General features: G+C 54.9%; 27 protein-coding genes. 26 read left to right on the top strand and 1 reads right to left on the bottom strand.

Features of this window, described 5'->3' with window-relative positions; translation table 11 throughout:
- Positions 1 to 14 precede the first annotated feature (14 nt).
- The 25 genes from rpsC to prfA all read left to right on the top strand — a co-directional run bounded on the left by rpsC (position 15) and on the right by prfA (position 14,192).
- Positions 15 to 743 carry a 30S ribosomal protein S3 gene (gene rpsC, locus ACP5D4_RS12040; protein ID WP_428011866.1) on the top strand — a complete coding sequence of 243 codons (729 nt, stop codon included), beginning with the start codon at positions 15 to 17 and terminating at the stop codon, positions 741 to 743.
- A 59-nt stretch (positions 744 to 802) separates the two neighbouring features.
- Complete coding sequence (gene rplP, locus ACP5D4_RS12035; RefSeq protein ID WP_017659037.1) at positions 803 to 1,216, top strand: 50S ribosomal protein L16; 414 nt, start codon at positions 803 to 805, stop codon at positions 1,214 to 1,216.
- Positions 1,217 to 1,225: 9 nt separating this feature from the next.
- The gene (gene rpmC, locus ACP5D4_RS12030) at positions 1,226 to 1,564 is read left to right on the top strand and encodes a 50S ribosomal protein L29 (RefSeq protein ID WP_428011865.1); all 339 of its coding nucleotides are present in this window, start codon (positions 1,226 to 1,228) and stop codon (positions 1,562 to 1,564) included.
- A 39-nt stretch (positions 1,565 to 1,603) separates the two neighbouring features.
- Entirely contained in the window at positions 1,604 to 1,855 is a 252-nt protein-coding gene (gene rpsQ, locus ACP5D4_RS12025; protein ID WP_428011864.1) for a 30S ribosomal protein S17, read from the top strand.
- A gap of 60 nt (positions 1,856 to 1,915) precedes the next feature.
- Positions 1,916 to 2,281, top strand: coding sequence for a 50S ribosomal protein L14 (rplN, locus tag ACP5D4_RS12020; protein ID WP_428011863.1), 366 nt, complete (start codon positions 1,916 to 1,918; stop codon positions 2,279 to 2,281).
- Complete coding sequence (gene rplX / locus ACP5D4_RS12015) at positions 2,282 to 2,632, top strand: 50S ribosomal protein L24 (protein ID WP_428011862.1); 351 nt, start codon at positions 2,282 to 2,284, stop codon at positions 2,630 to 2,632.
- Positions 2,633 to 2,710: 78 nt separating this feature from the next.
- On the top strand, positions 2,711 to 3,256 hold the full coding sequence (gene rplE, locus ACP5D4_RS12010) for a 50S ribosomal protein L5 (RefSeq protein WP_428011861.1): 546 nt from the start codon (positions 2,711 to 2,713) through the stop codon (positions 3,254 to 3,256).
- A 23-nt stretch (positions 3,257 to 3,279) separates the two neighbouring features.
- Positions 3,280 to 3,681 carry a 30S ribosomal protein S8 gene (rpsH, locus tag ACP5D4_RS12005; protein WP_017659043.1) on the top strand — a complete coding sequence of 134 codons (402 nt, stop codon included), beginning with the start codon at positions 3,280 to 3,282 and terminating at the stop codon, positions 3,679 to 3,681.
- Between the two features lie 98 nt (positions 3,682 to 3,779).
- Positions 3,780 to 4,319 (top strand): 50S ribosomal protein L6, encoded by a 540-nt coding sequence (gene rplF / locus ACP5D4_RS12000; protein WP_428011860.1) that lies wholly within the window; start codon positions 3,780 to 3,782, stop codon positions 4,317 to 4,319.
- Between the two features lie 34 nt (positions 4,320 to 4,353).
- A complete protein-coding gene (rplR, locus tag ACP5D4_RS11995) occupies positions 4,354 to 4,710 on the top strand; it encodes a 50S ribosomal protein L18 (protein ID WP_428011859.1) in 357 nt (118 codons plus the stop codon).
- A 26-nt stretch (positions 4,711 to 4,736) separates the two neighbouring features.
- A complete protein-coding gene (rpsE, locus tag ACP5D4_RS11990) occupies positions 4,737 to 5,273 on the top strand; it encodes a 30S ribosomal protein S5 (RefSeq protein ID WP_428011858.1) in 537 nt (178 codons plus the stop codon).
- 63 nt (positions 5,274 to 5,336) lie between these two features.
- Positions 5,337 to 5,879, top strand: coding sequence for a 50S ribosomal protein L15 (rplO, locus tag ACP5D4_RS11985; protein ID WP_428011857.1), 543 nt, complete (start codon positions 5,337 to 5,339; stop codon positions 5,877 to 5,879).
- 11 nt (positions 5,880 to 5,890) lie between these two features.
- The gene (gene secY / locus ACP5D4_RS11980) at positions 5,891 to 7,195 is read left to right on the top strand and encodes a preprotein translocase subunit SecY (protein ID WP_428011856.1); all 1,305 of its coding nucleotides are present in this window, start codon (positions 5,891 to 5,893) and stop codon (positions 7,193 to 7,195) included.
- Positions 7,196 to 7,199: 4 nt separating this feature from the next.
- Entirely contained in the window at positions 7,200 to 7,754 is a 555-nt protein-coding gene (locus tag ACP5D4_RS11975) for an adenylate kinase (protein WP_428011855.1), read from the top strand.
- A 121-nt stretch (positions 7,755 to 7,875) separates the two neighbouring features.
- Positions 7,876 to 8,100, top strand: a complete 225-nt coding sequence (gene infA, locus ACP5D4_RS11970) for a translation initiation factor IF-1 (RefSeq protein ID WP_068787970.1) — start codon at positions 7,876 to 7,878, stop codon at positions 8,098 to 8,100.
- A gap of 112 nt (positions 8,101 to 8,212) precedes the next feature.
- Complete coding sequence (gene rpmJ, locus ACP5D4_RS11965; protein WP_071591960.1) at positions 8,213 to 8,326, top strand: 50S ribosomal protein L36; 114 nt, start codon at positions 8,213 to 8,215, stop codon at positions 8,324 to 8,326.
- A 119-nt stretch (positions 8,327 to 8,445) separates the two neighbouring features.
- On the top strand, positions 8,446 to 8,829 hold the full coding sequence (gene rpsM / locus ACP5D4_RS11960) for a 30S ribosomal protein S13 (protein ID WP_428011854.1): 384 nt from the start codon (positions 8,446 to 8,448) through the stop codon (positions 8,827 to 8,829).
- A 63-nt stretch (positions 8,830 to 8,892) separates the two neighbouring features.
- Entirely contained in the window at positions 8,893 to 9,288 is a 396-nt protein-coding gene (gene rpsK, locus ACP5D4_RS11955; protein ID WP_428011853.1) for a 30S ribosomal protein S11, read from the top strand.
- A 107-nt stretch (positions 9,289 to 9,395) separates the two neighbouring features.
- A complete protein-coding gene (locus ACP5D4_RS11950) occupies positions 9,396 to 10,337 on the top strand; it encodes a DNA-directed RNA polymerase subunit alpha (RefSeq protein WP_428011883.1) in 942 nt (313 codons plus the stop codon).
- 95 nt (positions 10,338 to 10,432) lie between these two features.
- Positions 10,433 to 10,783, top strand: a complete 351-nt coding sequence (gene rplQ, locus ACP5D4_RS11945; protein WP_428011852.1) for a 50S ribosomal protein L17 — start codon at positions 10,433 to 10,435, stop codon at positions 10,781 to 10,783.
- A 25-nt stretch (positions 10,784 to 10,808) separates the two neighbouring features.
- On the top strand, positions 10,809 to 11,648 hold the full coding sequence (gene truA / locus ACP5D4_RS11940) for a tRNA pseudouridine(38-40) synthase TruA (RefSeq protein WP_428011851.1): 840 nt from the start codon (positions 10,809 to 10,811) through the stop codon (positions 11,646 to 11,648).
- Between the two features lie 6 nt (positions 11,649 to 11,654).
- Positions 11,655 to 12,113 carry a 50S ribosomal protein L13 gene (gene rplM / locus ACP5D4_RS11935; RefSeq protein WP_428011850.1) on the top strand — a complete coding sequence of 153 codons (459 nt, stop codon included), beginning with the start codon at positions 11,655 to 11,657 and terminating at the stop codon, positions 12,111 to 12,113.
- Positions 12,113 to 12,526, top strand: coding sequence for a 30S ribosomal protein S9 (rpsI, locus tag ACP5D4_RS11930; RefSeq protein ID WP_017659058.1), 414 nt, complete (start codon positions 12,113 to 12,115; stop codon positions 12,524 to 12,526). The genes rplM and rpsI overlap by 1 nt, the downstream gene beginning before the upstream one ends.
- 212 nt (positions 12,527 to 12,738) lie before the next feature.
- Positions 12,739 to 12,984 carry a 50S ribosomal protein L31 gene (rpmE, locus tag ACP5D4_RS11925; RefSeq protein WP_428011849.1) on the top strand — a complete coding sequence of 82 codons (246 nt, stop codon included), beginning with the start codon at positions 12,739 to 12,741 and terminating at the stop codon, positions 12,982 to 12,984.
- A 98-nt stretch (positions 12,985 to 13,082) separates the two neighbouring features.
- Positions 13,083 to 14,192: a peptide chain release factor 1 gene (prfA, locus tag ACP5D4_RS11920; protein ID WP_428011848.1), complete on the top strand. Its 1,110-nt coding sequence runs from the start codon at positions 13,083 to 13,085 to the stop codon at positions 14,190 to 14,192.
- Between the two features lie 207 nt (positions 14,193 to 14,399).
- Here prfA and ACP5D4_RS11915 read toward each other — a convergent pair whose 3' ends face one another.
- A complete protein-coding gene (locus tag ACP5D4_RS11915) occupies positions 14,400 to 14,765 on the bottom strand; it encodes a cupin domain-containing protein (protein WP_428011847.1) in 366 nt (121 codons plus the stop codon).
- Positions 14,766 to 14,880: 115 nt separating this feature from the next.
- Between ACP5D4_RS11915 and ACP5D4_RS11910 the strand changes: the two genes are divergently transcribed.
- Complete coding sequence (locus ACP5D4_RS11910; protein ID WP_428011846.1) at positions 14,881 to 15,336, top strand: GNAT family N-acetyltransferase; 456 nt, start codon at positions 14,881 to 14,883, stop codon at positions 15,334 to 15,336.
- Positions 15,337 to 16,274 lie beyond the last annotated feature (938 nt).

Raw genomic sequence — 16,274 nt, 5'->3', positions numbered from 1 at the left:
GAGGACTAGGACTCGTGGGACAAAAGATTCACCCGACTGGGTTTCGTTTGGGAGTAACCCAAGAACACCGCTCTCGCTGGTTCGCCGATAGCAAACGCTATCCCGAACTGCTCAAAGAAGACCGCCTGATTCGGGATTACATCCAAAACAACCTGAACAACGCCGGAATTTCGGAAGTTCGCATCGAACGCAAAGCCGACCAAATCGACCTCGAAATTCGCACCGCCCGTCCCGGCGTCGTCGTCGGTCGCGGCGGCAGCGGCATCGAAAGCCTGCGGACGAACCTACAACGGATTCTCGGCGGCAGCAACCGTCAAATTCGCATCAACGTCGTCGAAGTGACCCGCGTGGACGCCGACGCCGCCTTGATTGCCGAATATATCGCCCAACAACTCGAACGGCGGGTCTCCTTCCGTCGCGTCGTGCGCCAAGCCATCCAACGGGCCCAACGGGCTGGCGTCGAAGGCATCAAAGTGCAAGTGGCCGGACGCCTCAACGGTGCCGAAATCGCACGGACCGAATGGACTCGCGAAGGTCGCGTCCCCCTGCATACCCTACGGGCTGATATCGATTACTGCTATCGTACCGCCCGCACCATTTACGGCATCCTGGGCGTGAAAGTGTGGATTTTCAAAGGCGAAATCTTGCCGGGACAGGAAGAAAAAGCGCCCGCGAATGTCGATCGCCCTCGCCGTCGCCAACAGCGTCGCAGACAGTTTGAAGATCGCTCCAACGAAGGGTAAAACCGGGTTTCCTCGGTCGCACCCTGTCTGACCCATAGCCAACGTTCGATTCGCAAACCATGCTCAGTCCGAAACGTACCAAATTCCGCAAACAGCAGCGCGGACGACTCCGGGGTCAAGCCACCCGTGGCAACAAAGTCGATTTCGGGGAGTACGGACTCCAAGCCCTCGAGCCGTCTTGGATTACCTCCCGTCAAATCGAAGCCAGCCGTCGAGCGATGACTCGCTACGTCCGTCGCGGTGGGAAAATCTGGATTCGTCTGTTCCCCGACAAACCCGTGACCATGCGTCCGGCAGAAACCCGGATGGGTTCCGGTAAAGGATCGCCCGAGTTCTGGGTGGCTGTCGTCAAACCCGGCCGCATCATGTTCGAGATCGCAGGCGTCCCCGAAGAAACCGCTCGGGAAGCCATGCGTCTGGCGTCCTTCAAGCTGCCGATTAAAACGAAATTCATCAAGCGCGAAGGAGAGTAGAAACTGACGATGTCTTTGCCCAAGATCGACGAAGTCCGAAACTTCAGCAACGAAGAACTGTCCCAGCAGGTTCTCGACGTTAAAAAACAACTGTTAGACCTGCGCGTGCAACAGTCCCTCGGACAGCTCGAAACCCCCCACCAGTTCAAACACTTGCGCCATCGTCTCGCGCAGTTGCTGACCGTCGAACGCGAGCGGGAACTCGAAGCGGCCAAAACGGCCGCCGAGACGCCCGCCGAGGCGCCCGCTGAAGAAGCCGCCGCCGCGAGCGACAGCACTCCCGCCGAGACGCCCGCCGAGGCGCCCGCCGAAGAACCGGCGGACGCCAGCGAGGAAGAACCGGCGTAATCTCCCTATCCGTTTATCGACCAAGAAAGTCATTCGCTTATGGCAGTTAAAGAAAGAGTCGGCACCGTCGTCAGTAACAAAATGCAAAAAACGGTCGTTGTCGCTGTCGAAAACCGGGTTCCCCACCCGAAGTACGGCAAAACGATGGTTCAAACCAAACGTTACAAAGCCCACGACGAAAATAACGAGTGCCAGATCGGCGATCGCATTCGCATCCGCGAAACCCGCCCCCTCAGCAAAAACAAGCGCTGGGTCGTGGTTGAAACTCTCAGCCACACTCCGGACGCTTAGTCGGTTTCGATAAGTCACCGCAGGCTTGTTAAAGAACGCTCGGAGTAAGGGAGAACGACCGTGATTCAAAAAGAAAGTTATCTCAATGTGGCGGACAACAGCGGGGCGCGCAAGCTCATGTGTATTCGCGTCCTGGGGGGAAATCGCCGCTACGCCCACGTCGGCGACACGATTATCGCCGTCGTCAAAGACGCCATCCCCAACATGGCCATCAAAAAATCCGACATCGTGAGAGCGGTTGTCGTCCGCACGCGCAAAAACCTACGTCGCGATAGCGGAATGAGCATCCGTTTCGACGACAACGCCGCCGTCATCGTCAACCTCGACGGCAACCCCAGAGGAACGCGGGTGTTCGGCCCCGTCGCTCGCGAACTTCGGGAGAAAAACTTCACCAAAATCGTTTCGCTCGCGCCGGAGGTGCTCTAGATGCCTAAGAGCCAACAAAAAAAACCGACTCGCCTGAAAATGCACGTCAAAAAAGGCGATACCGTTCAGGTGATCGCAGGGAAAGACAAAGGCAAGGTCGGCGAAGTTCTCAGAGCGTTGCCCGAAACCAGTCAAGTGGTGGTTAAAGGGGTCAACGTCCGCACCAAGCACGTCAAACCCACCCAAGAAGGCGAGTCCGGTCGCATCGTGACCTTTGAAGCCCCCATCCACAGCTCCAACACGATGCTGTATTCGACTAAAGAAAAGGTGGCCAGCCGCGTGTGCTACACCTTCACCGAAGACGGACGGAAAGTCAGAAAGCTCAAAAAAACCGGAGAGATCCTTGATTGACGCTCCGTTGTCGGTTCGCTTCCGATACAGCTTTACTCGTCCTGACCAAGACCAGGACACTTCCGAGGTACTACGACCATGACACAGCGACTCAAAACCCTTTACCTAGATACCATCGTCCCCAAGCTGAAAGACCAGTTCGGCTATACCAACATCCACCAAGTCCCCAAACTGGTGAAAATCACCGTCAACCGAGGTTTGGGGGAAGCGTCTCAAAACGCCAAAGCCCTCGAGTCCTCCGTGCGAGAACTGGCGATTATTACGGGTCAAAAACCCATCGTCACTCGCGCGAAAAAATCCATCGCTGGATTTAAACTTCGCGAAGGAATGCCCGTGGGCGTGATGGTGACGCTTCGCCAAGAGCGGATGTACGCCTTTTTGGCTCGGCTGATCGATTTAGCCTTGCCTCGGATTCGAGACTTTCGCGGCATTAGCCCCAACAGTTTCGACGGTCGGGGCAACTACACCCTCGGTCTCCGAGAGCAGCTCGTTTTTCCGGAAGTGGATTACGACAGCGTCGACCAAGTGCGGGGCATGGACATCTCGATCGTTACCTCGGCTGAGACAGACGAAGAGGGTCGCGCTTTGCTCAAGGAAATGGGAATGCCCTTCCGCAGTAATTGAGGCAGGTTAGATAAGAGGAAACTATGGCGGCTAACGATACTATTGCAGATATGCTGACGCGCCTTCGCAACGCGAACTTGGCTCGGCACGACACGACGCAAGTGCCGTCCACCAAGATGACGCGCAGCATCGCCCAAGTTTTAAAGAACGAGGGATTTATTTCTGAATTTGAAGAAGTCGGCGAAGGAGTCAAGCGACATCTCGTCGTTTCGCTGAAGTACAAAGGCAAAAACCGCCAGCCGATTATCAAGATGCTCAAGCGGGTGAGTAAGCCGGGATTGCGCGTGTACTCCAATCGTAAGGAACTCCCTCGGGTTCTCGGTGGAATTGGCATTGCTATTATTTCGACCTCTCGCGGCATCATGACCGATCGCGAAGCACGCCAGCACGGCGTTGGCGGAGAAGTGCTTTGCTACGTCTACTAAGTTCTCGCACCCCCTCGAACGGCGACGTCCGCTTCGATATGCCGCGAACTGACGGCGATCTCCGGGTGCGAATCCGTTAAACACTTCAAGAACTAGCTATGTCTCGAATTGGCAAACGACCTGTAAGCGTCCCTAAAAACGTCACCGTGACCATCGACGGGCAAGCTGTTTCCGTGAAAGGCCCCAAAGGCGAACTGTCTCGGGTGTTTCCGAAGGAAGTTTCCTTCGATCGAGACGGCGAGACGATTCTCGTCAAACGTCACGACGAATCCCGCGTCTCTCGGGCGCGTCACGGACTCAGCCGCACGTTGCTTTTCAATATGGTCGAGGGCGTCTCGAACGGATTCGAGCGTCGCTTGGAAATCCAAGGGGTGGGCTACCGCGCCCAAGTGAAAGGCAAAACCCTCGTTCTCAACGTCGGCTACAGCCAACCGATCGAAATCGAACCCCCCGAAGGCGTTGAGTTGGCGGTCGAGAACAACACCAACGTGATCGTTAAAGGCATCAACAAGGAAGTTGTCGGAAATACCGCCGCCAAGATTCGCGGTGTCCGTCCCCCCGAAGTCTACAAAGGCAAAGGGATTCGCTACGCTGGCGAACAAGTTCGGCGCAAAGCGGGTAAAGCCGGTAAGAAATAACGCCTCGATCGCATTACTCATCACCGTCACAGCTATGAAACTGACACGCAGACAGTCTATCCAGCGCAGACACCGCCGGATTCGGCGGAACGTTCGCGGCACCTCCGAACGTCCTCGCCTGGCCGTGTTTCGATCGAACCAACATATCTACGTCCAGGCCATCGACGACACGCGAGACCACACCCTCGCGGCGGCTTCGACCGTCGATAAGGAACTCCAACTCGACAGTACCGCCACCTGCGATGCCGCCGCTAAAGTCGGCGAACTCGTCGCCAAGCGTTTGAAGGCGGCCGGTATCGATAAAGTCGTCTTCGATCGCGGAGGCAACCTCTACCACGGCCGAGTCAAAGCGCTCGCCGATGCCGCCCGCGAGGCCGGGCTAAACTTCTAAAGTACACCACGCGACTTCAATCAAACATGGCAGATCGACAAGACCGCCGGAAAAAAGGCAACCGAAACCGCGAAAAAGATTCCGAATGGCAAGAGCGCGTCGTTCAAATCCGCCGCGTGACCAAAGTGGTCAAAGGCGGTAAAAAGCTCAGCTTCCGCGCCATTGTCGTCGTCGGTAACGAACGCGGCCAAGTGGGCGTCGGCGTCGGCAAAGCCGGAGACGTCATCGGCGCCGTGAAAAAAGGCGTCGCCGACGCGAGAAAACACGCGGTTTCCGTGCCGCTGACGAAAGCTAACTCGATTCCCCACCGCTCTAACGGCATCGCCGGAGGCGCCAAAGTGATGATGCGTCCCGCCTCTCCCGGTACCGGTGTAATTGCCGGGGGCGCCGTGCGTACCGTCCTCGAACTGGCGGGCGTCCAGAACATCCTCGCCAAACAACTGGGATCGAGCAACCCCCTCAACAACGCACGGGCGGCTGTGGACGCTCTGGCGAACTTACGCACTTTCTCTGAGGTGGCTCGCGAGCGCGATATCCCCTTAGAACAGCTTTTCGCTCGTTAGTGCCGTTTGGCGCGATCGACCCTTCGCGTCGATATCCTGTTCACTTCACTGCAAACTAGAACGATGAGATTCCAAGACGTACAGCCCCAACCCGGCTCCAAGAAGCGTCGCCGCCGCCTCGGCCGCGGCATCGCTGCCGGCCAGGGCGCCAGTTGCGGCAAAGGAATGCGCGGTCAAAAGTCCCGTTCGGGCGGTGGAACCCGACCGGGCTTTGAAGGGGGTCAAATGCCCTTGTACCGCCGCGTTCCCAAGCTGAAGCACTTTACGGTCGTCAATCCCAAACAGTACACTGTTGTCAACGTCGGTAGACTGGCCTCCCTCTCGCCTAACAGCGAAGTGACCCTCGCTTCGTTGATGGAAGCTGGAATCGTTACGACCGACGACGGCCCCCTCAAAATTCTCGGCGACGGCGAACTTAGCGTAGCCCTGACGGTGAAAGCAGCCGCCTTTACCGCCAGCGCCCGCCAGAAAATCGAAGCGGCCGGCGGCCGTTGCGAAATCGTCGCCAAAGACTCGACGAACGACTCGGCGTCTGAAAGCAGCGACGCCGAGTCGTCGAGGCGCGAGAGTAGCCGTTCGCAATTCGGCGATGGTACGTACTGGTAGAGGTTCCCTTCATGGTAGTCAATCGAGATAAAGCTCCAACGGCTCAAGAAACGTTCTTGCAGATGGCTCAGGCGGCCGGCCTTCGCGGCCGGATTCTGGTGACCGTCGGTTTGCTCGTCGTAGTACGACTGGGAATTTACTTGCCCGTTCCCGGTATCGATCGCGCGCGGTTTGCCGCTGACTTGCAAAACAGTCCGTTTTTCGGACTGCTCGACGCCTTCTCTGGCGGCGGCTTGCAAGCCCTCGGTATTTTCGCATTGGGGATCTTACCGTTTATTAACGCTTCGATCGCCATTCAGTTGCTGACGGCTGCTATTCCCAGCCTCGAAGATTTACAGAAAAACGAAGGCGAAGCGGGACGGCGCAAGATCTCTCAGATTACTCGCTACATCGCCCTGGGTGTTGCCGTGTTACAAAGCATCGGCATCGCCTTATGGACGAGCGCCTACGCCTACAATCCCAGCAACCTGTTCGTCGTGCAAACGGTATTGGCTCTCGTGGCCGGTGCGATGTTTGTGATGTGGGTGTCGGAACTGATTACCGAACGGGGAATTGGCAACGGCGCGTCTCTGTTGATCTTCGTGAACATCGTCGCCGTCTTGCCGCGATCGCTCGGTAACACCATCGAACTGGCTCAACAGGATCGCGCCATCGTCGGACGGGTGGTCTTGCTGCTGCTGGTCTTCCTGGTGACGATCGTGGGCATCGTCTTCGTTCAAGAAGGGGCGCGGCGGATTCCCATCGTGTCTGCCCGCCGCCAAGTCGGCCGTCGCCTGTATCGGGAACGTACCAGCTATCTACCCCTGCGACTCAACCAAGGGGGCGTCATGCCGATTATTTTCGCCTCCAGTTTCCTGATTTTGCCGGGGATTATCGCCAACTCCACGAACAACCCCGTTTTGATTCGCGTGGCGGAATACCTCAGCCCCAGCGGTCCGGCACCTTGGCTTTACGCCCTGTTCTATCTGCTGTTGATTCTCTTCTTCAGCTACTTCTACGCTTCGCTGATTCTCAACCCCATCGATTTATCCCAGAACTTGAAAAAAATGGGATCGAGTATTCCCGGTATTCGACCGGGACGCGCCACCAGCGACTATATCGAACGGGTTCTCAACCGCTTGACGTTCCTTGGGGCAGTGTTCTTAGGGTTAGTGGCGACCGTTCCGACGGCTGTTGAAAGCGCCACCCGCGTGACGACGTTCCAAGGGTTGGGGGCGACCTCGCTGCTGATTTTGGTGGGGGTTGCCATCGATACGGCGAAGCAGATTCAAACTTACGTCATCTCGCAACGATACGAAGGAATGGTGAAACAGTAAACTCATGCGTTTGATTTTTTTGGGACCGCCGGGTGCGGGTAAGGGGACACAAGCTCAACGAATTGCCGAACGGTTTGCAATTCCGCATATTTCAACGGGAGATATTCTCCGGCAGGCTGTGGCGAACGAAACCCCCCTCGGACAGCAGGCGAAGGAATATATGGATCGGGGGGACTTGGTGCCTGACGAGTTGATTTTGTCGATGGTGCGGGAGCGCCTCTCTGAAAGCGACGTCAAACCGGGCTGGATTTTAGATGGGTTTCCCCGCAACGTGAGTCAAGCGGAATTTCTCGATAAGTTACTTCAAGAAATTCAGCAAGCCTGCGATCGAGCCGTCAACTTTGAAGTCCCCGACGAGATGTTGGTGAAGCGGTTGTTGGGACGCGGCCGTAAAGACGACAACGAAGCGACCATCCGCCACCGCTTAGAGGTCTACCGTGCCGCCACCGCCCCGGTTATCGATTTCTACCGCCAAGGCGAGCGCATCGTGTCCATCGACGGCAGCCAACCCATCGACAACGTGACGGAAAGCCTGACGGTCGCCCTCGCAAGAACCTAAAAACACAGATTTGTCAAGTCAATTTTTGATAAGATCTATAAAGAGATCGTGAGTTGCTGCCCTTGACGTCAACCGTACTGGTGGCAGTTTCCGATCCCTGTCGAACTCAGAGGAACCCCCCGTGGCAAAACAAGATCTCATCGAGATGGAAGGAACCGTAACGGAATCCCTACCCAACGCGATGTTTCGCGTCGATCTCGATAACGGCTTCAACGTCCTCGCTCACATTTCTGGGAAAATTCGCCGGAATTACATTAAAATTCTCCCCGGCGATCGCGTCAAAGTGGAACTGACTCCCTACGATCTCGAAAAGGGTCGCATCACCTATCGCTTACGTAAAAAATAAACGATCGAGCGAGTTTCGAGCCACTAGAAACGCTCCCCTCGGAGTCGTTTTTAGTTTTCTACGCCCGAAAATTCTGATATAATATGCAGTTTGTAAGTATCGCAGCAAGCCCATGAAAGTCCGAGCCTCAGTCCGCAAAATGTGCGAAAAGTGCCGCGTGATCCGTCGGCGCGGTCGCGTAATGGTGATTTGCACCAATCCCAAGCACAAACAGCGTCAAGGATAACTGGGTTTTTTCTTGGCTCTATTTTTCTTGGCTCTATTGTAGTACAGATAGCCAGTTCCGTCGGCAACCCACTTTCTGAAAGCCCGCACTGGCTGACCGCATTCACTCAGGAACAATAAATGGCACGAATTGCTGGAGTAGACCTTCCCCGCGACAAACGAGTCGAAATCGGCTTGACTTACATTTACGGCATCGGTCTGACGAGATCGAAACAAATCTTAGCAGCGACGGGCATCAACCCCGATACCCGCGTTAAAGACTTGGAAGACCGAGAAGTCGCCACGTTGCGCGAACATATCGAAACCAACTACCAAGTCGAAGGGGACTTGCGACGTTGGGAATCGATGAACATCAAGCGACTGGTGGATATCGGTTGCTATAGAGGTCGCCGCCACCGCATGGGCTTGCCCGTTCGCGGCCAGCGTACCCGCACCAACGCACGCACCCGTCGGGGAACTCGTCGCACCGTGGCCGGTAAGAAGAAACCCGCCGCTAAAAAATAACATTCGAGCCGATTTCGGCTTGGCTCTACCGCGACAGACAGACCTTTACCGACAACTACAAATATGGCGAGACAATCAGGTAAAAAATCCGGCGCCCGCAAACAAAAGCGCCACGTCCCCAACGGCGTCGCTTACATCCAATCGACGTTCAACAACACTATCGTTACCATCACCGACCCTCGGGGGGAAGTCATCTCTTGGGCTTCCGCTGGGTCGAGCGGTTTCAAAGGGGCGAAAAAAGGTACGCCTTACGCCGCCCAAACCGCTGCTGAAAGCGCCGCCCGTCGCGCCAGCGACCAAGGCATGCGTCAAATCGAAGTGATGGTGAGCGGTCCGGGATCGGGTCGCGAAACCGCGATTCGCGCCATCCAAGGGGCCGGTCTCGAAATCACGCTCATCCGCGACATCACTCCCATCCCCCACAACGGCTGCCGGCCGCCGAAACGCAGACGGGTATAACGATCGCCGCTGGTTCGGCGCCGAATCGCCGCTGGTTTTGCCTCGCACGATCGAGGCAGCTTGCAATCTAGGCTCAGATGGGGAACAAGGAGAAGGGAGGTCACGCCGTGGCGCAGTTTCAGATTGAGTGTGTTGAGACAAACACCGAAAAAGACCAGGGTCAATACGGGAAGTTCACGATCGAACCCCTCGAACGGGGTCAAGGAACCACCGTCGGTAACGCCCTGCGGCGGGTGCTGCTGTCCAACTTAGAAGGGACTGCCATCACCGCCGTCCGCATTGCCGGAGTCAACCACGAATTCGCAACGATTCCCGGCGTCCGCGAAGACGTTTTGGAAATTCTATTAAACATGAAAGAGGTGGTGCTAAAAAGCCACACCTCGCAACCGCAAATCGGCCGCCTGCTCGTGAAAGGGCCGGCCATGGTGCGGGGCGAGCATTTCGACTTACCTTCGGAAGTCGAAGTGACTGCCCCCAACCAATACATTGCCACGCTCGCCGAAAACGCCACCTTAGAAATGGAGTTTCGCGTCGAGCGCGGTACCGGATACCGTTCCGTCGATCGCAACCGAGACGAGTCTGGGGCCCTCGACTTCCTCCAGATCGACGCGATTTTTATGCCCGTGCGGAAAGTCAACTACACCGTTGAAGACGCACGTATCGGCGGCTCTCTCGAAAAAGACCGCCTGATCTTAGAAATCTGGACGAACGGCAGCATCACGCCCCAAGAGGCGCTCAGCGAAGCGGCCAATATGTTGGTCGATCTCTTCGTTCCCCTCAAAGACATCACCCTCGAATCGCTCAAAGACGATTACACGCCGGACGAAGACCCGACCAGCCAAATTCCCATCGAGGAACTTCAGCTGTCCGTTCGCGCTTACAACTGTCTCAAACGCGCTCAGATCAACTCCGTAGCCGACTTGCTCGACTATTCCCAAGAAGACCTCTTGGAAATCAAAAACTTCGGTCAGAAGTCTGCTGAAGAGGTGATCGAAGCGCTTCAAGAACGCTTGGGCATCACCCTGCCTCAAGAAAAAACCAAAGCGTAACCGACAGTCGCGACCCGCGCCGACTCGCGCGGCCGGGGCGTCGCTGCGCTACTGCTCTAAACTCTCGTCGTTATTGAAACTCAGCCGATCGAACTATGCGCCATCGTCGTCGCGTCCCTCAACTCGGCAAACCTGCCGACCAACGTAAAGCCCTGCTGCGGTCTTTGACCACCGAACTGATCCGTCACGGTCGCATCGTGACCACTAAAGCTCGGGCGAAAGCCGTGCGCTCGGAAGCCGAACGCATGATTTCCCTGGCCAAAGAAGGCACTTTGGCCGCTCGTCGCCGCGCCCTGGGTTATATGTACGATAAAGACCTCGTACACGCCCTGTTTGTGGGCGTTCAAGAACGCTACGGCAACCGCAACGGCGGTTATACCCGTATCCTGAGAACGGTCAGCCGTCGCGGTGATAACGCGGAAATGGCGATCGTCGAACTGGTTTAACCCTTGGTTTAAGGTTTCGATCGCTATGCCCGAACGCTGTCCCAGACCCAATCAGCGCGTTGCCCTCGTCGTTCAGTACGTCGGAAGCGGCTTTTATGGATGGCAGCGTCAACCGCAGCATCGTACCGTTCAGGAAGACCTCGAAATCACGATCGCGTCCCTTGCGGGGCATCCCGTGACCGTCCACGCCGCCGGACGAACCGATACCGGCGTCCACGCAGCGGCACAGGTGGCACACTTCGACGTCACCAGTCCCATTCCGGCTCGCAAATGGGCAGTCGTCTTAAACAACCACCTCCCCGACGGCATTCTCGTGCGAGCCTCTGCCCCAGTGAGCTTCGACTGGCACGCCCAGTTTTCTGCCACGTGGCGCCGCTATCGCTATACCCTGTATACCGAAGCCCGCCCTAACTTGTTCGTCGATCCCTTCGTTTGGCATTACTATCGCGAACCCATTGACGAAACAGCGATTCGTACCGCCCTGACGCCCCTTCTCGGACGCCATCACCTCTCGGCGTTCCGACGAGCGGGCTCCAACCGCGCCCATTCTTGGGTTGACGTTCAGGACGTTTTGTGCTATCGTCGCGGGCCGTTCGTGACGGTCGAAGTTCAAGCCAGTGGGTTTCTCTACGGCATGATGCGCCTGTTGGTGGGTATGCTCGTTCAAGTCGGAACCGGACGGCGTTCGATCGAGGAATTCCACCACATCTGGAAAAACGAACGGCGCGAAGCCGTCAAATACGCGGCACCGGCCAAGGGACTCTGTTTCTTGTCCGTGGGCTATCCCGATTCGCCGTTTCCCCCCGAAGCGCGATCGAACGCCATGCCACACTTCGCATTCGACCCCTTACCGATTAGCTGTTAGTTCCCCATGAGTACCAAAACCTACGTTCCTCCCGTCGATTCGATCGATCGCAAGTGGTACGTCATCGACGCCGCCGACCAACGGCTCGGACGCCTCGCCAGCGAAATCGCGAAAATCCTCAGAGGAAAAAACAAACCGAACTTTACCCCCCACATGGACGCCGGCGACTTCGTAATCGTCGTCAACGCCGAAAAAGTCCAAGTGACCGGGAAAAAACGCTTTCAAAAAGTTTACCGTCGCCACTCCGGCCGTCCCGGCGGGATGAAAGTCGAAACCTTCGACAAACTGCAAGCCCGCATCCCCGAACGGATTATCGAAAAAGCCGTCAAAGGGATGTTGCCGAAAAACGCGCTCGGTCGGAAACTCTTTACCAAACTGAAAGTGTACGCCGGGCCCGACCATCCCCACGAAGCCCAACAGCCTGAAGTGCTGACTGTCGATACTAATACTGGAGAACAAGGTTAATGGAAGCCGTCGAACAACAAAACCGCGTCGTGTACTGGGGTACCGGACGCCGTAAAGCGTCTGTGGCCCGCGTTCGCCTGGTTCCGGGCGAAGGCAAACTGGTGGTCAACGGAAAACCCGGCGACCTCTACCTTCAATTCAACCCCTCTTACCTGTCCGCCACTCGCGCTCCCCTGGAAACCCTGGGTCTCGAGAACGAGTACGATATCCTAGTCAACGTTCGCGGCGGCGGACTGACCGGACAAGCCGACTCCATCCGTCTCGGTGTGGCTCGCGCCCTCTGCAAGCTCGACCCGGACAACCGCCAACCGCTCAAAAGCGAAGGCTATCTCACTCGGGATTCTCGCAGCAAAGAGCGGAAAAAATACGGTTTGCGGAAAGCTCGCAAAGCCCCTCAATACTCCAAACGCTAAGGCGTTTTTGCCAGTTCTCTCTTGTCTCGGGTTAATCAGTTGGTTTGGGTTAACGCGATCGCGGCAAGAGAGAATTCTCGTGAAGGTATCGCTTGAGAACGTTGCGTTAAACTTCGCGTTAAAATAGAAAAGCCGCCTCAAGCAGCTTTATCCCACAACGTTTATCCCACAACGTTTGTTGTTATCCCATCGTAGAAATCGAGGAAATCGTCATGCCTAAAGAAGGTATTCACCCCGAATGGTATCCCGAAGCCAAAGTTTACTGTAACGGTGAGGTCGTTACGACCGTAGGCGCAACTCAACCGGAAATCCACGTTGATGTTTGGTCCGGAAATCACCCCTTTTACACCGGAAACCAGAAGATTATCGACACGGAAGGACGAGTCGAACGCTTCTTGCGGAAGTACGGCATGATGGACAGCAGTTCCCAAGAGCAAAAAGACTCGGGCGAAAAATAGTTGGGTTGTCGTTTGGAACCTCACCTTTGCCGATCGATCTCGCTGTAGGTCGTTCGGTTCTCTTGCATTAAACCTATCCACACAACTCCAACGACATCATGGCTGAACGTTACCTGCTAGACAAACTCAAATCCGTCGAGCAAACCTTCAACGAACTGACTCGACGGATGGCCGACCCCGACGTGGCGACCGACCCCGACGAGTTTCAGAAAGTGGCGAAAGCCCGGGCTTCTCTCGAGGAAACGGTGGCGACGTACCACCAATGGCAAGAAGCGGGGGAAGAACTCGTTGGCGCCCAGCAGGTTCTCAAGGAATCTTCCAGCGACCCGGAAATGCAGGAAATGGCGGCGATGGAAGTCGAGGAACTTCAAGAGCGCCTGGTTCGATTGGAACAACGCCTCAAAATCCTGTTGTTGCCCCGCGACCCTAACGATGAGAAAAACATTATGTTGGAAATTCGCGCGGGAACGGGCGGCGACGAAGCCTGTATCTGGGCGGGGGATTTGGTACGGATGTATTCTCGCTACGCGGAAGGCCAAAGCTGGCAGGTGAAGCTGGTCAGCGAATCTCCGGCGGATATGGGCGGGTTTAAAGAAGCCATTTTGGAAATTAAGGGGGATTCGGTCTACAGCAAGTTGAAGTTCGAGGCGGGGGTTCACCGGGTGCAGCGGGTTCCCGTTACTGAAGCAGGCGGCCGCGTCCATACTTCGACGGCGACGGTGGCGGTGATGCCGGAAGTGGACGATGTGGAAGTGAAAATCGATGCCAAGGATTTGGAGATTTCTACGGCGCGATCGGGCGGTGCTGGCGGTCAAAATGTGAACAAGGTGGAAACCGCTGTGGATTTGCTGCACAAACCCACGGGGATTCGGATTTTCTGTACGGAAGAGCGATCGCAGCTGCAAAACCGCGAACGGGCGATGCAGATTTTGCGGGCGAAGTTGTACGAGATGAAGTTGCGGGAGCAACAGGAAGCTGTCACCTCCATGCGGCGATCGCAGGTGGGAACCGGGGCGCGATCGGAGAAAATTCGCACCTACAACTATAAGGACACCCGCGTGACGGATCACCGTCTCGGACAGAACTTCAACCTCGATGGCGTTCTGGAAGGGGACTTAGAAAACGTCATTCAATCTTGTATTACGCAAGACCAGCAGGAACGGCTGGAACAGTTGGCGGAGGCGACGACTGCCCCCACGTCGGTGTAATACAAATACTTGCATAATCCAAAAGACCGAAAAATTGTAGGTTGGGGTTGAGGGACGAAACCCGAATACCTCGATTAATTCAAGATTTTTGAGAAACAGGCTCTCCTCTCGAAAATTTAGAACGAGATTTCATGGGTTTCAGCCGTTAGAGTGGGAGCCAGAATCAATTTTTCGAGGTTCTCTACTGTTTTACGATGTGAAACCAACCTAAGATTTCTCGAAATTGGCGTGAATTGCTAACCAAATACAGGGAGGATTGACGCTGGTATACTCGACGCGATGTTTGGTTCGAGCGGGAATTAATAAATAATCTCCGCGTTTTAATTGGACTTGAGACCCATCTGGGTAGGAAACAATCGCCTTTCCCTGCAATAAAACCACCCATTCATCGCGGTTTTGGTTGTACCACTGACCCGGTGGCGTAATTTGTCCGGTGGAGACGATGCGTTCGATGAGGGTATCGTTTCCCGTCACTAGGGGTTCGAGGAGTTCGCTGTCGGGGAGTTCTGAGGGGAGGTTGAAGATATTCGCCATGACATTGCGATCGCTTCGATACTTCGATCGTAATAGCATTTTTTCGAGACGAGGGTGCGCTGCCACTCAGCCTCAATCCTGTTATCCCCCTTGATGTCTCGTCCTATTATTGGAGATATTCACCAGAACATCGCAATTATAGCTTTTTGAGACGATGGCTTTTCCTCCAGACTCCAATCTACGACGCGCTAAGCCAGAAGACTTATCCGCCGTTCGCGGCTTGGTGTTGCGATCGCTCCTCGATCCGACTCAACTGCGATGGTCGCAATTTTGGGTTTTAGAGTATCAGAACCAGATTATCGCCTGCGGTCAGTTGCGGGAATTCGACGGCGTTCAAGAATTGGGAAGTTTGGTCGTCTCGCGGCGTTGGCGACAGCGGGGAATCGGGACTGCGATGGCGCAACATCTCATCGAAGAGGCGACGAAACCTTTGTATCTCGACTGTTTGGGAACGCCACTTCGAGGGTTTTACGAAACCCTGGGATTTGTGGAGTTGAAGCCGTCGGAGATTCCGCCGCAGTTACAGACGCGATATGGAGTTTTGGGACTTTTGAAAACGGTGGTGCGGCTTCCGTTGTTTTTTATGGAATATCGATCGAACGATGGTTAGGGTACAGATGCAATACCACGCTTCAGTATAGTTAATCGAGGGTATAAACTGAGAGAAACGCGATTTTTTAGGCTTTCACAATTAGTCGATATAATACGAGTTTAAGCTCGGTTAATGTCGCGGATTGCAACAGTCGAGATATATCTCGATCGACCCGATAAATATTCGCATCGAGAAACTCAAGGGTTTCGTTAGCTAATTCGTCGTAAAGTTCGGTATACACTCGTTCGTTATCTTCATATTTTGCGAAAATAAATTCAATATATTCTAAATCTTTCTGAGTCCGTTCTCCGCGATATCCTCAAGCAAAAATCTTGATAGCGACAAAGGCAAGAAGTGTCAGAATTGGAGTTTCGAGATTTTTTATTCGAGTAATCTCAGTATCGATCGGAGCCTCGATAAATACTAACAGCTTCATTGAATTTTTATATCCGTAATTTTACGATCGGGTTGGGCAATGTCTCCGAATACCCGGGGTGATAAGCGGATTTTATACCCGGTCATCCCCCCTTCGCCCCCCTTGTTAAGGGGGGGTGGCGGGATTGGGCGAACGGTTTGCGCCCCTACCCAGATTTTGTATTCAAATTAAATTGTATTCAAATTAAATTGTATTCAAATTAAAAAATTACACCTGAATCTCAGAATACCCTAATTATGAAGAGAGAGAAACCGCTCGACAGACTTGACAACATGGAAAAAATCGCGGCTGCTAATCGGTAAAAATTTTGAATCAGCAAGGCATTTTTGAGGCTATCGGCTCTTCGCCGTTTAGGGTGACAGAAAAACTGACTTCACGAGATTTCAGGGGTTTTGGCTCTCGATTCTCCAGGTATTTGTATTTTGCTATACATTTTCCCCCGCAAACGGCGGAGACCCAGGCTATCTAGGGCTTGCTGAAAAGAAGTGAAAAGCTTACGGCGTAAGGCTTAGAGGAGTCT

It is taken from the genome of Baaleninema sp. (genome assembly GCF_049974805.1).
GTDB lineage: Bacteria > Cyanobacteriota > Cyanobacteriia > Cyanobacteriales > Geitlerinemataceae > Baaleninema.
This window is presented reverse-complemented; position numbering and strand designations above follow the sequence as displayed.

Coding starts and splice junctions, on each gene's coding strand:
- rplP (WP_017659037.1), top strand. CDS start 803: ATGCTCAGTCCGAAACGTACCAAATTCCGCAAACAGCAGCGCGGACGA.
- rpmC (WP_428011865.1), top strand. CDS start 1,226: ATGTCTTTGCCCAAGATCGACGAAGTCCGAAACTTCAGCAACGAAGAA.
- rpsQ (WP_428011864.1), top strand. CDS start 1,604: ATGGCAGTTAAAGAAAGAGTCGGCACCGTCGTCAGTAACAAAATGCAA.
- rplX (WP_428011862.1), top strand. CDS start 2,282: ATGCCTAAGAGCCAACAAAAAAAACCGACTCGCCTGAAAATGCACGTC.
- rplE (WP_428011861.1), top strand. CDS start 2,711: ATGACACAGCGACTCAAAACCCTTTACCTAGATACCATCGTCCCCAAG.
- rpsH (WP_017659043.1), top strand. CDS start 3,280: ATGGCGGCTAACGATACTATTGCAGATATGCTGACGCGCCTTCGCAAC.
- rplF (WP_428011860.1), top strand. CDS start 3,780: ATGTCTCGAATTGGCAAACGACCTGTAAGCGTCCCTAAAAACGTCACC.
- rplR (WP_428011859.1), top strand. CDS start 4,354: ATGAAACTGACACGCAGACAGTCTATCCAGCGCAGACACCGCCGGATT.
- rpsE (WP_428011858.1), top strand. CDS start 4,737: ATGGCAGATCGACAAGACCGCCGGAAAAAAGGCAACCGAAACCGCGAA.
- rplO (WP_428011857.1), top strand. CDS start 5,337: ATGAGATTCCAAGACGTACAGCCCCAACCCGGCTCCAAGAAGCGTCGC.
- secY (WP_428011856.1), top strand. CDS start 5,891: ATGGTAGTCAATCGAGATAAAGCTCCAACGGCTCAAGAAACGTTCTTG.
- ACP5D4_RS11975 (WP_428011855.1), top strand. CDS start 7,200: ATGCGTTTGATTTTTTTGGGACCGCCGGGTGCGGGTAAGGGGACACAA.
- rpmJ (WP_071591960.1), top strand. CDS start 8,213: ATGAAAGTCCGAGCCTCAGTCCGCAAAATGTGCGAAAAGTGCCGCGTG.
- rpsM (WP_428011854.1), top strand. CDS start 8,446: ATGGCACGAATTGCTGGAGTAGACCTTCCCCGCGACAAACGAGTCGAA.
- rpsK (WP_428011853.1), top strand. CDS start 8,893: ATGGCGAGACAATCAGGTAAAAAATCCGGCGCCCGCAAACAAAAGCGC.
- rplQ (WP_428011852.1), top strand. CDS start 10,433: ATGCGCCATCGTCGTCGCGTCCCTCAACTCGGCAAACCTGCCGACCAA.
- truA (WP_428011851.1), top strand. CDS start 10,809: ATGCCCGAACGCTGTCCCAGACCCAATCAGCGCGTTGCCCTCGTCGTT.
- rplM (WP_428011850.1), top strand. CDS start 11,655: ATGAGTACCAAAACCTACGTTCCTCCCGTCGATTCGATCGATCGCAAG.
- rpsI (WP_017659058.1), top strand. CDS start 12,113: ATGGAAGCCGTCGAACAACAAAACCGCGTCGTGTACTGGGGTACCGGA.
- rpmE (WP_428011849.1), top strand. CDS start 12,739: ATGCCTAAAGAAGGTATTCACCCCGAATGGTATCCCGAAGCCAAAGTT.
- prfA (WP_428011848.1), top strand. CDS start 13,083: ATGGCTGAACGTTACCTGCTAGACAAACTCAAATCCGTCGAGCAAACC.
- ACP5D4_RS11915 (WP_428011847.1), bottom strand. CDS start 14,765: ATGCTATTACGATCGAAGTATCGAAGCGATCGCAATGTCATGGCGAAT.
- ACP5D4_RS11910 (WP_428011846.1), top strand. CDS start 14,881: ATGGCTTTTCCTCCAGACTCCAATCTACGACGCGCTAAGCCAGAAGAC.